The organism is Angustibacter sp. Root456, from assembly GCF_001426435.1.
In the GTDB taxonomy this organism is placed as follows: Bacteria; Actinomycetota; Actinomycetes; order Actinomycetales; family Angustibacteraceae; genus Angustibacter.
Map to the genome: position 1 here is coordinate 123,052 of NZ_LMER01000018.1, position 12,253 is coordinate 135,304.

8 protein-coding genes are annotated in these 12,253 nt (G+C 74.5%); 2 read left to right on the forward strand and 6 right to left on the reverse strand.

Translation table 11 applies throughout. The features are described 5' to 3' along the window. The first annotated feature begins 2 nt into the window (after positions 1-2). Together ASD06_RS12840 and ASD06_RS12845 are read left to right on the forward strand one after the other, a co-directional pair. The gene (locus ASD06_RS12840; protein ID WP_056678246.1) at positions 3-4,631 is read left to right on the forward strand and encodes an ATP-dependent helicase; all 4,629 of its coding nucleotides are present in this window, start codon (positions 3-5) and stop codon (positions 4,629-4,631) included. 15 nt (positions 4,632-4,646) lie between these two features. Continuing rightward, positions 4,647-5,459, forward strand: a complete 813-nt coding sequence (locus ASD06_RS12845) for a DNA-formamidopyrimidine glycosylase family protein (protein WP_056678249.1) — start codon at positions 4,647-4,649, stop codon at positions 5,457-5,459. Positions 5,460-5,471: 12 nt separating this feature from the next. Here the strand turns inward: ASD06_RS12845 and ASD06_RS12850 are convergent, their stop codons facing one another. From ASD06_RS12850 to ASD06_RS12875, 6 genes are all read right to left on the reverse strand, one after another. Continuing rightward, complete coding sequence (locus ASD06_RS12850) at positions 5,472-5,777, reverse strand: helix-turn-helix domain-containing protein (RefSeq protein WP_056678252.1); 306 nt, start codon at positions 5,775-5,777, stop codon at positions 5,472-5,474. A gap of 130 nt (positions 5,778-5,907) precedes the next feature. Further along, positions 5,908-6,417, reverse strand: coding sequence for a CinA family protein (locus ASD06_RS12855; RefSeq protein WP_056678254.1), 510 nt, complete (start codon positions 6,415-6,417; stop codon positions 5,908-5,910). 4 nt (positions 6,418-6,421) lie between these two features. Further along, positions 6,422-7,075, reverse strand: a complete 654-nt coding sequence (locus ASD06_RS12860; protein ID WP_235502335.1) for a CDP-alcohol phosphatidyltransferase family protein — start codon at positions 7,073-7,075, stop codon at positions 6,422-6,424. Between the two features lie 13 nt (positions 7,076-7,088). Next, positions 7,089-8,519 carry a 30S ribosomal protein S12 methylthiotransferase RimO gene (gene rimO, locus ASD06_RS12865; protein ID WP_056678257.1) on the reverse strand — a complete coding sequence of 477 codons (1,431 nt, stop codon included), beginning with the start codon at positions 8,517-8,519 and terminating at the stop codon, positions 7,089-7,091. Positions 8,520-8,529: 10 nt separating this feature from the next. Next, positions 8,530-9,408 (reverse strand): helix-turn-helix domain-containing protein, encoded by an 879-nt coding sequence (locus ASD06_RS12870; RefSeq protein WP_056678260.1) that lies wholly within the window; start codon positions 9,406-9,408, stop codon positions 8,530-8,532. A gap of 116 nt (positions 9,409-9,524) precedes the next feature. Continuing rightward, complete coding sequence (locus tag ASD06_RS12875; protein WP_082538033.1) at positions 9,525-12,140, reverse strand: DNA translocase FtsK; 2,616 nt, start codon at positions 12,138-12,140, stop codon at positions 9,525-9,527. Positions 12,141-12,253 lie beyond the last annotated feature (113 nt).

Sequence of the window (12,253 nt, forward strand, 5' to 3'; positions counted from 1 at the left end):
GGGTGGTCGACGTCCTGCAGCGGTTCTCCCCCGCCACGCGCGAGTGGTTCCAGGGCGCGTTCGCCGCGCCCACCGCCGCGCAGGCCGGCGCGTGGGACGCGATCAGCAGCGGCCAGCACGCGTTGGTCGTCGCCCCCACCGGCTCGGGCAAGACGCTGTCGGCGTTCCTGTGGGCGCTCGACCGGCTGGCCAGCCGGCCGCGTCCCGACGAGCCGCTGAAGCGCTGCCGCGTGCTCTACGTCTCACCGCTCAAGGCCCTGGCCGTCGACGTCGAGCGCAACCTGCGCGCACCGCTCACCGGCATCTCGCACGCGGCGGCCCGGCTGGGCTTGCCGCGCCCCGAGGTCGAGGTGAGCGTGCGGTCCGGTGACACGCCGGCCGCCGACCGCCGGGCCTTCGCGCGCACGCCCTCCGACGTCCTCATCACCACGCCCGAGTCGCTGTTCCTGCTGCTCACCTCACGCGCGCGTGAGGCGCTGAGCGGCGTCGAGACGGTGATCATCGACGAGGTGCACGCGGTCGCCGGCACCAAGCGCGGCGCGCACCTCGCGCTCACCCTCGAGCGGCTCGACGCGCTGCTGCCCCAGCCGGCCCAGCGCGTGGGGCTGTCGGCCACCGTCCGGCCGGTCGAGGAGGTCGCGCGCTACCTCGCCGGGGGGCGTCCGGTGAGCGTCGTGCAGCCGGGCTCGCGCAAGGAGCTCGACCTCCAGGTGGTCGTGCCGGTGCCCGACCTCAGCGACATCGGCGAGCCCACCGGTGACCTGTCGGGCCCAGCGGCCGGTGACCCGCGCCGGACGTCGATCTGGCCGCACGTCGAGGAGCGCGTGGTCGACCTCGTCGCCGACCACGGGTCCACCCTCGTCTTCGCCAACTCCCGGCGGCTGGCCGAGCGGCTCACGGCTCGACTCAACGAGGTGTGGGCTGAGCGCCAGCAGACGGCCGAGCAGCAAGCGGGCGCCCAGGTCGCGGACGGCGCCGCAGCGGCTCCTCCCCCGTCCGGCCGGGCACCGGCCGAGCTGATGGCGCAGGCCGGGGCGGCGAGCGGCGCTCCTGCGGTGCTGGCCCGAGCACATCACGGCTCGGTAAGCAAGGAGCAGCGGGCGCTGATCGAGGACGACCTCAAGGCCGGGCGGCTGCCCGCCGTCGTCGCCACCAGCTCGCTCGAGCTCGGCATCGACATGGGCGCGGTCGACCTGGTCGTCCAGGTGGAGTCGCCGCCCAGCGTCGCGTCGGGACTGCAGCGCGTGGGACGCGCCGGCCACCAGGTCGGCGCCGTGTCGCGCGGCGTCGTCTTCCCGAAGTTCCGCGGTGACCTGGTGCAGACCGCCGTGGTGGTCGAGCGCATGCGCGACGGCGCGATCGAGGCGCTGCGGCTTCCGGCCAACCCGCTCGACGTGCTCGCCCAGCAGATCGTGGCCATGTGCGCCATGGACGACTGGACCGTCGATGACCTCGCCGCGTTGCTGGCCCGCACGGCCTCTTTCGCCGCGCTGCCACGCAGCGTGCTCGAGGCCGTGCTCGACATGCTGTCGGGCCGCTACCCGAGTGAGGAGTTCGCCGAGCTGCGCCCGCGCATCGTCTGGGACCGCCACACCGACCTGCTCACCGCGCGCCCTGGAGCCCAGCGCCTGGCGGTCACCAGCGGCGGCACCATCCCCGACCGCGGGCTGTACGGCGTGTTCCTCGCCACGGGCGAAGGCCCCGGCCGCCGGGTCGGCGAGCTCGACGAGGAGATGGTCTACGAGTCGCGCGTCGGCGACGTGTTCACCCTCGGCTCGTCGTCGTGGCGCATCGAGGACATCACGCACGACCGGGTGCTCGTCACCCCCGCCCCGGGTCAGCCGGGCAAGCTGCCGTTCTGGCACGGCGACGCCCTCGGCCGTCCGGCTGAGCTCGGCCGGGCCGTGGGCGCCTTCGTGCGGGAGGTGACGGCGCTCGAGCCCGCCGCCGCCCGCGAGCGCGTGCGCGCGGCCGGGCTCGACGAGTGGGCCGCCGACAACCTGCTCGCCTACCTCGACGAGCAGCGCGAGGCCTGCGGTCACGTGCCCGACGACCGCACCATCATCATCGAACGGTTCCGCGACGAGCTGGGCGACTGGCGCGTCGTCGTGCACTCGCCCTTCGGGGCGCAGGTGCACGCGCCCTGGGCGCTCGCCGTGGCGGCGCGGCTGCGCGAGCGGCACGGCGTCGACGTCCAGGCCATGCACGGCGACGACGGCCTCGTGCTGCGGCTGCCCGACGTCGAGCTCGACGACGGCCCGGCGCCCGACGTCGCGTCCTTGGTGTGCCTCGACCCTGACGACGTCCACGACGTCGTCACCGAGCAGATCGGCGGCTCGGCGCTGTTCGCCTCGCGGTTCCGTGAGTGCGCGGGGCGGGCGCTGCTGCTGCCGCGGCGCCGGCCCGGTCAGCGCCAACCGCTGTGGCAGCAGCGGCAGCGCAGCGCCCAGCTGCTGGAGGTGGCCAGCGGCTACCCCGACTTCCCGATCGTGCTCGAGGCCGTGCGCGAGTGCCTGCAGGACGTCTTCGACGTCCCCGGCCTGGTCGAGCTGATGCGCGACATCACCGCGCGGCGCGTCCAGGTGGTCGAGCTCGAGACGCGCCAGCCGTCGCCGTTCGCGCGCAGCCTGATGTTCGGCTACGTCGCCCAGTTCCTCTACGAGGGTGACTCCCCGTTGGCCGAGCGGCGAGCGGCCGCGCTGTCGCTCGACCCGACGCTGCTGTCGGAGCTGCTCGGCCGCGGCGAGGGGGCCGCCCTGCGCGACCTGCTCGACCCCGCAGCCATCGAGCGCACCGAAGCCGAGCTGCAGCACCTCGTGCCCGAGCGCGCCGCGCGCGACGCCGAGGACGTCGTCGACCTGCTGCGCGTGCTCGGCCCGCTCAGCGCGGCCGAGGTCGCCGCCCGCTCGCGCGACGCCGACGAGGCCACGGCGGCGCAGTGGCTCACCGGGCTCGAGCAGAGCCGGCGGGTGATCGCGGTGCGGATCGCCGGCGAGGCGCGCTGGGCCGTCGTCGAGGACGCCGCCCGCCTGCGCGACGCGCTCGGGGTGCCGTTGCCGGTCGGCATCGCCGAGACGTTCCTCGCCCCGGTCAGCGACCCGCTGGGCGAGCTGCTCTCGCGCTACGCGCGCACCCACGGGCCCTTCACCGTCGCCGAGGCGGCCACGCGGTTCGGGCTCGGGTCCGCGGTCGCCGCCGGGGTCCTCACCCGGCTGGTGGCGGCCGGCAGGCTGGTCGAGGGCGAGCTGCGGCCGTCGGGCCAGGGCCTTGAGCTGTGTGACGCGCAGGTGCTGCGCTCGCTGCGCCGCCGGTCCCTCGCCGCCCTGCGTCAGCAGGTCGAACCGGTGCCGGCGAGTGACCTCGCGCGGTTCCTGCCCCGCTGGCAGGGGCTCACCGGTCGTGGTCGGCAGGCCCGCGGCGCCGGCGGCCTGCTGCGCGCGGTCGAGCAGCTCGCGGGAGCCGTCGTTCCCGCCAGCGCGCTCGAGACGCTGGTGCTGCCGGGGCGCGTCGACGACTGGTCGCCGGCCCTGCTCGACGAGCTCACGTCGTCGGGCGAGGTGCTGTGGAGCGGCCACGGCGCACTGCCGGGCGACGACGGCTGGGTGTCGCTGCACCTGGCCGACACCGCGCACCTCACCCTGCCCGAGCCGGCCGAGCTCGAGCTCTCGCCGATGCACGAGCAGGTGCTGCAGGCGCTCGCCGGGGGCGGGGCGTTCTTCTTCCGTCCCCTGTCGCAGGTGGTGGGGTCCACCGACGACGAGGCGCTGCTGGCCGCGCTCTGGGACCTCGTGTGGGCCGGCCGGGTCACCGGCGACACGCTGGCGCCACTGCGGGCGCGGCTGGCCGGTGGCCGCACCGCCCACCGCACCACGCGCAGCGCACCACGCCGCAGCAGGTACGCCGGCCGGCCTGGGGCGCTCGGGCGTGCCGCCCTCCCCGCGCGCACCGGCCCGCCAACCGGCGCGGGCCGGTGGTCGCTGCTGCCCGAGCCTGAGGTCGACGCCACCGTCCGCGCCGCGGCACTGGCCGAGACGCTGCTCGACCGCCACGGCGTCCTCACGCGAGGCGCCGTGATGGCCGAAGGCGCCGCGGGCGGTTTCGCCGCCGTCTACCGCGTGCTGTCGGCGTTCGAGGACGCCGGGCGCGTGCGCCGGGGCTACTACGTCGAAGGCCTGGGTGCGGCCCAGTTCGCCACGTCCGGTGCCGTCGACCGGCTGCGCGCCACCGACGACAGCCCGGCCCGCACCCTGGTGGTCGCCGCTGCCGACCCGGCCAACCCGTTCGGGGCCGCGCTGCCGTGGCCCGAGCGGGCGAGCGTCGCCGGTAGCGAGCCGACCACGGGTCACAAGCCCGGACGCAAGGCCGGCGCGCTGGTCGTGCTGCACGACGGCGAGCTGGCGCTCTACGTCGAGCGCGGCGGCCGCACGTTGTTGTCGTTCAGTGACGATCCCACCGTGCTGGCTGCGGCCGCCGACGCGCTGGCCCTCGCCGTCCGCGACGGCGCTCTGGGCCGGCTCACCGTCGAGCGGGCCGACGGCGCGGGCCTGCTGGGCTCGGACCACCCTGTGGTCAGCGCCCTGGAGTCGGCCGGCTTCCACGCCACGCCGCGCGGCCTGCGGCTGCGCCGATGAGGCAGCGAGCACGAGGTGCCTGAGGGCGACGTCGTCTACCGCACGGCCCAGCGGCTGCACGCGGCGCTGGCCGGACGCGAGGTGGTGGCGAGCGACCTGCGGTGGCCGTCGCTGGCCACGGTCGACCTGAGCGGGCGCACGGTGCTCGAGGTGGTGCCGCGCGGCAAGCACCTGCTCATGCGGCTGGACGGCGACCCGCCCGTCACGCTCCACAGCCACCTGCGCATGGAGGGCTCGTGGCACGTTCACGCCACCGGCCAGCCGTGGGGCTCAGCCCGACGCCGCGACGGGATCCGGGCCATCGTCTCCACTGCCGACTGGACGGCGGTGGGGCACCTGCTCGGCATGCTCGACCTGGTCGCCACCGCCGAGGAGCACACGCTCGTCGGTCACCTGGGCCCCGACCTGCTGGGCGCCGACTGGGACCTCGAGCGGGCGCTGGCCAACCTCGCCCAGCAGCCTGACCGACCGATCGGCGAGGCCCTGCTCGACCAGCGCAACCTGGCGGGCATCGGCACGATGTTCATGGCCGAGGGCCTGTTCGCCCGACGGGTCAACCCCTGGACGCCCACCGCGCGGGTGCCTGACCTCGCGGGCGTGATCACCCGCACGCAGCAGCTGATGCGCCGCAACCTCGGCGGCGCGATCCAGACCACCACGGGCGACACGCGGCACGGTCAGCGGACGTACGTCCACGGCCGTCACCGCCAGCCCTGCCGCCGCTGCGGTGAGCCGGTGCGCGTCGACCCCATCGGCGTCGCCCCGCAGGACCGCGTCGCGTTCTACTGCCCGCGCTGCCAGCCTCCTGCGGAGCCGGCGGCGAGCTGACGCTCGTCGCGCTCAGGCAGCCGACACCAGGCTGTTCGCCCGAGCCGAAGCCACGGGCAGCGCCGCCACAGGGGTCTGGACGCGCTCAGCGTCCGCCACCCGCTCGCTGACCTGGCTGAGCACTCGAGACAGTGGCACGTCGAGCGCGCCGCAGATCGAGGCCAGCAGCTCGCTCGACGCCTCCTTCTGCCCGCGCTCGACCTCGCTGAGGTAGCCCAGCGACACGCGCGCCTTGGCCGAGACCTCGCGCAGGGTGCGGCTCTGCTGCCGGCGCTGCTCGCGCAGCACGTCGCCGATCTCCTGCCGGAGCAGCACCATGTCGCCTCCCTGGGTGGTTCGCGTGGCGGCCTCAGCACGTGATGGTGAGGAGAACCGCACACACCACCGTACCCCGTGATGCCAGCGAACGGCGGGCAACCCCGCCGGAGCGCACCGTTCGGACCAGTCGTCAGCCGGCCAGGACGTCGGCCAGCGCGCGCAGCGCCGCCCCCACCGTGTGAGCGCGCACCTGCGCCCTGCCCTCGACGTCCGGCGCCGCGAGCGACACGTTGCACGACCACACCCGCTCGGGCGTGGCGACACCGACGTAGACCGTGCCCGGAGGGTGGCCGTCTTGCGAGTCGGGGCCGGCCACCCCGGTGCTCGCGAGGCCGACGTCGGCACCGAGGCGGCGGCGCACGCCGTCGGCCATCTGCGCCGCGACGTCCGGATCGACCGGGCCGACCCGCGCCAGCAGCTCGGCGTCGACCCCGAGCAGGGCGTGCTTCAGCTCGGTCGCGTAGGCCACGATCCCGCCGACGAAGACCCTCGAGGCACCAGGCACGCTCGTGACCGCGCCCGAGAGCAGGCCACCGGTGAGCGACTCGGCGGTCGCCAGGCGCAGCTGCCGCTCGTGCAGCAGCCGCACCACCGCTTGCGCGAGCGCGTCGAGGGCGGGGTCCGGAGCCGGCTCGGGCACGGTGTCAGGCCCCGGCGCGCCGTCGAGCGCGCTTGGCGAGCGCCCGGGGGCTCGTGCGGCGCAGGCGCACCGCGCGCACCACGTAGTCGACCCCGGTGACGACCGTGACCACCACGGCGACGCCCATCACCACCGCGGGCACCTCGCGGGGCACCCAGGCCTCGGGCAGCAGGTACAGCGCGATGGCCACACCCTGCAACAGCGTCTTGACCTTGCCGCCACGGCTGGCGGGCATCACTCCGTGTCGGATCACGACCAGGCGCAGCGCGGTGACGCCGATCTCGCGGGCCATGACGACCACCGTGACCCACCACCACAGCTCGTCGAGCAGGGAGAGTCCGACCAGCGCGGTACCGATGAGCGCCTTGTCGGCGATGGGGTCGGCGATCTTGCCGACGTCGGTGACCAGGCCGCGCCGGCGCGCGAGCTCACCGTCGAAGCGGTCGGTGACCGAGGCCACCGCGAAGGCGACGAACGCCGCCAGCCGCCACCGCGGCTGGTCGCCGCCGTGCAGCAGCAACCACCCGAACACCGGCACCAGGCCGAGCCGCAGTGCGGTCAGCGCGTTGGCGACGTTCCACGTCGAGGGCGCGGCGCCACCCGCCGCCGGGGCGGCCACCGGGTGAGCCCGCCGCGAGCTCGGCGTGGACGACGTCACCACCTCACCCTAGTCACCGAGCGCGAGCGATGAGGTCGACCCCGACGTGGTCGACGACCACTGCTGGCACCAGGTCACCGACCGCCAGGTCACCGGCCGACAGCCGGACGACACCATCGACGTCAGGGCCCTGGTGGGCTGCGCGGCCCTCGGCCTCGCCGTCCACGATCTCCTCGACCAGCACCTCGACGTGCTCACCCACCCGCTCGCGCGCCCGCTCGTCGGTGAGCTGCTCGACCAGGTCGGTGACCCGGCGCACCCGCTCGGCGACGACGTCGGGGTCGACCTTGGCGTCGTACGTCTCGGCCTCGGTGCCGTCCTCGTCGGAGTAGCCGAACACGCCCACGACGTCCAGCCGGGCCGCCACCAGGAAGCGCTCGAGCTCGGCGACGTCCTCGTCGGTCTCACCGGGAAAGCCGACGATGACATTTGATCGCACGCCCGCCTGCGGAGCCTGCTCGCGCACCTGATCCAGCAACGCCAGGAAGGGGTCGGTGCCTCCGAACCGCCGCATGCGACGCAGCAGGCCCGGCGACGCGTGCTGGAACGACAGGTCGAAGTACGGCACCACGCCCGGCGTCTGGGTCATGGCCTCGAGCAGCGTGGGGCGCATCTCGGCCGGCTGCAGGTACGACACGCGCACCCGGTCGACGCCCTCGATCGCGCTCAGCTCGGGCAGCAGCTGCTCCAGCAGGCGCAGGTCGCCGAGGTCCTTGCCGTACGACGTGGAGTTCTCGCTCACGAGGAACAGCTCGCGCACGCCCTGCTCGGCCAGCCAGCGCGCCTCGGCCAGCACGTCGGTCGGGCGGCGCGACAGGAACGACCCGCGAAAAGCCGGGATCGCGCAGAACGCGCAGCGCCGGTCGCAGCCCGACGCGATCTTCAGCGGCGCCCACGGACGGCCGTCGAGCCGGCGACGCACCACGCGCGGCCCGGACGCCGGAGCGACCCCGGCGGGCAGGTCGGCCACCGCGTGCCCCGGCACGGCCACTGCGGCCGCGGTGTCCTGCCGCGCGGCCGGGCTCAACGGCAGCAGCGTGCGCCGGTCGCGCGGCACGTGCGACCCCGGCCGGCCGCCGTGCAGGATCGAGTCCAGGTGCGACGACAGGTCGGCGTAGGAGTCGAAGCCCAGCACCGCGTCGGCCTCGGGCAGCGAGTCGGCCAGCTGCTGGCCGTAGCGCTCGGCCAGGCAGCCCACCGCCACCACGGCGCGCGTGCGGGCGCTGGCGTCGTCCTTGAGGTCGCTGGCCTCGAGCAGCGCGTCGACGGAGTCCTTCTTGGCCGACTCCACGAACCCGCACGTGTTCACGACGGCGACGTCGGCGGACTCGGCGTCGTCGACGAGGGTCCAGCCCTCGGCCTCGAGGCGGCCGGCGAGCTCCTCGGAGTCGACCTCGTTGCGGGTGCAGCCGAGCGTCACCAGAGCGACCGTGCGAGAAGCCATGCGCTCCAGTCTAGGCGGGGTCACCGGGCCCGAAGTTCAGCCGCACGACCTGCCCCTTGTCACCGGCCGCCCCGATGGCCTTGCCGTTGACCGTGAGCTCGACGTTTCCCGCGCTGCCCAAGGTCAGCCGCAGGCCCTTGCCGTCGGTGAAGCGTCGCGCGTCACCCTTCGACAGCAGGCCGGAGAACACCGTGCGACCGGCGGCGTCGCGCACCGACACCCACGAGTCGCCGGTGAGCCGCAGCGCGATGGCCACGCCGCGTGGTTGCTGGGTCACCGAAGGGCTCGGCTGCGCCGTCGTGGACGCGGTGGCGGCAGGTGCGGTCGCACCCGGCGTCCCCCCGGGTGTCGGACCTGCCGACGGCGTGGCACCGGACGTCGGGCTCGCCGTCGCCACCGGCCCCGCGACCTCGCTCGTCGGCCGGCTCGGCCCCCGCAGGTCGCTCACCAGCTGCACCACGAGCAGGACGACGACGACCGTGAGCACCGCCCCCACGACGAGCGACCAGTTCGGCCCCGACCGCTCGAGCGGCACTCCACCGGCCCGCTCGCGCGCGCGCAGCGGTGCGACGGGCACTGGACCGGCGGCGAAAACCGGCGGCTCCTCGGACGTCGGCACGCGCCGCACGCCACCGTGCTGCGCCGCGTACGTCGCGAGCAAGGGAGCGGGGTCGAGGCCGACCTGACGGGCGTAGGCCCGCACGTGGCCGCGCGCGTAGACGTCGCCCCCGCACAGCGAGAAGTCGTCGCGCTCGATCGCGCGCACGACGGTCTCGCGCAGGTTGATGGCTGCGGCGACGTCGGCCACCGACTGCCCGCTGGCCTCGCGGGCGGAAGCCAACGAGCGCCCGAGCGGCTCGCGCTCGGCCGCCGGCCCCTGCTCGCTCATCGCCCCACCGTCTCTTCCCTCGAGTCAGGCCATTCTACGGGCGAAACGGACTGCCGACGCATAGGCCGAAAGCCCTACTTTTCCGCAGTGCCCGCAGTGCCCGCGGCACCACGGCGTCAGGCGCGGTCGGTGAGCTGCCAGGCGTCCTCGCCGGCACCGTCGGCAGCGCCGTCGACGTCGGCCAGGTCGTCGTAGGGTGCGGCCCCCACGGGCTCCTCGCCGCGCAGAACGGCCAGGGTCGCGGGAAGGTCGTCCGCCTTGACCAGTACGTCGCGGGCCTTGCTGCCCTCGCTCGGGCCGACGATCCCCCGCGACTCCATGAGGTCCATGAGGCGCCCGGCCTTGGCGAAGCCGACGCGCAACTTGCGCTGCAGCATCGAGGTCGACCCGAACTGCGTCGTGACCACCAGCTCGGTGGCCTGCAGCAGCAGGTCGAGGTCGTCGCCGATGTCCTCGTCGACCTGCTTCTTGGCCTGAGCGACCACGACGTCGTCGCGGTACGACGGCTTGAGCTGGGTCTTGACGTGCTCGACGACCTTGGCGATCTCGGACTCGGTGACCCAGGCGCCCTGCACGCGCATCGGCTTGCTCGAACCCATGGGCAGGAACAGCGCGTCACCTTGACCGATGAGCTTCTCGGCTCCCGGCTGGTCGAGCACGACCCGGCTGTCCGCGAGGCTGCTCGTGGCGAACGCCATGCGGCTGGGCACGTTGGCCTTGATCAGCCCGGTGACGACGTCCACGCTCGGTCGCTGGGTCGCCAGCACCAGGTGGATGCCCGCCGCGCGGGCCAGCTGGGTGATGCGGACGATCGAGTCCTCGACGTCGCGGGGGGCCACCATCATCAGGTCGGCCAGCTCGTCGACGATCACCAGCAGGTACGGATAGGGGTGGACGACGCGCTCGCTGCCCGGCGGTGGCGTGACCTTGCCGGCCTTGACGGCCTTGTTGAAGTCGTCGATGTGCTTGAAGCCGAACGCCGCCAGGTCGTCGTAGCGGGTGTCCATCTCGCGCACGACCCACTGCAGCGCCTCGGCCGCCTTCTTGGGGCTCGTGATGATCGGCGTGATCAGGTGCGGGATGCCCTCGTACCCGGTGAGCTCGACGCGCTTGGGGTCGACGAGCACCATGCGCACCTCGTCCGGCGTCGAGCGCATGAGGATCGAGGTGATCATCGAGTTCACGAAGCTCGACTTGCCGGCGCCCGTGGCGCCCGCGACGAGCAGGTGCGGCATCTTCGCGAGGTTGGCGATGACGTAACCGCCCTCGACGTCCTTGCCGACACCCATGACCATCGGGTGGTGGTTGTCGCGCGCCGTCGAGCTGCGCAGGACGTCGCCGAGGCTGACCTTCTCACGGTCGGTGTTGGGGATCTCGATGCCGATGGCGCTCTTGCCGGGGATCGGCGACAGGATGCGGACGTCGGCACTGGCCACCGCGTACGCGATGTTCTTGCTCAGCGCCGTGACGCGCTCGACCTTGGTGCCCTTGCCCAGCTCGACCTCGTACCGCGTCACGGTCGGGCCCCGCATGAAGCCGGTGACCTGGGCGTCGATGTCGAACTGGTCCAGGACCCCCGACAACGCCTCGACCACGCGGTCGTTGGCCGCGGAGCGCGCCTTGTGGGGGCTGCCCGGAGCCAGGATCTCGTTGGACGGCAACGTGTACGTGACGTCGCCTGCGAGCGCCAGCTGCTCGGTGCGCTGCGGGATGGGGGTCGTGGGGGGCGGCGCGGTGGCGGCCGGAGGCGTCGTCTCGACGCCGTTCTCGACCGGCGGCACCGTGGCGGCGTCGTCCCCGACGGGACGCTTCTGGCCAGGACGCAGCCGGCGGCCCGCGGCGTCCGTGGCCACCGGCGTCTCGAACGCCTCGTCACCGGCGCGCTCACCGTCCGCCAGCGCGGCGACCTTGCGGCGGGCGGTGCGGCCGCGTCGCAGCGGCACCGGGGCCTCGTCGTCCGTCGTCCCCTCCCCCGCGGTGTCCTGCGGCTCGCGGTCGTGGCCGGTGAGCCGGTCGAGGAGCTCGCGCAGCCGGCGCGGGATCGCGTGCACCGGCGTCGCGGTGATGACCAGCACCCCGAAGAAACCGAGCAGCGCGAGCAGCAGGCCTGCGCCCCAGCGCGTCACGGCCTGCTCGAGCGGGCTGGAGGCCAGGAAGCCGATCATGCCGCCGGCGTCGCGCAGCGCGCGCCAGCCGTCGCTGACGTCGGGCAGGCCGCGACTGATGTGCACCAGGCCGCAGGCGGCGACGGCCAGCGTGGTCAGGCCGATGGAGACGCGGCTGTTGGCCGACGTCGCGTCGGGGTGGCGGAGCATGCGCACGCCCAGGGCGACCAGCACGATCGGCAGCGCCAGCGCGACCCGGCCGAAGGTGCCTGCGGCGACGGCGTGGACGACGTCGCCGACGAAGCCGTCGAGGCCCCACCACTCGCGCGCGGCCACCACGATGGCCAGGGCGATGAGCGTGAACCCGAAGCCGTCGCGGCGGTGGGCGGGGTCGAGGTCACGCGCGCTGTGTCCGATGCGGCGCGCCGTCCCGCCGGCGAGGTGGGCCGTCCCCATCCACAGCCCGCGCAGGGCGCGCAGCGGCAGCGGGAGGCCCCCGCGCGAGCCGCTCGCGGCGCGTCCGGCCGGACGGGTGCTGCCGCGCGGGCGGGTCGCGCTCGAACGGCTCGTGCTGCTCGTGCGGGTGCTGCCCGACCGGCGTACGGGGGAAGACGTACGGGTCGCCATGCTGGCCACCGTACCCCCCTGGCCCCAGATTTCACCTGCGCCACACCCGCCCCACCCCCGGACCTCTCCCCGGTGGCGCGGTGGCACCCCGTCGCCAACCTATGGCAGCTGGG

Coding starts and splice junctions, on each gene's coding strand:
- ASD06_RS12850 (WP_056678252.1), bottom strand. CDS start 5,777: ATGGTGCTGCTCCGGCAGGAGATCGGCGACGTGCTGCGCGAGCAGCGC.
- rimO (WP_056678257.1), bottom strand. CDS start 8,519: ATGGCTTCTCGCACGGTCGCTCTGGTGACGCTCGGCTGCACCCGCAAC.
- ASD06_RS12875 (WP_082538033.1), bottom strand. CDS start 12,140: ATGGCGACCCGTACGTCTTCCCCCGTACGCCGGTCGGGCAGCACCCGC.
- ASD06_RS12870 (WP_056678260.1), bottom strand. CDS start 9,408: ATGAGCGAGCAGGGGCCGGCGGCCGAGCGCGAGCCGCTCGGGCGCTCG.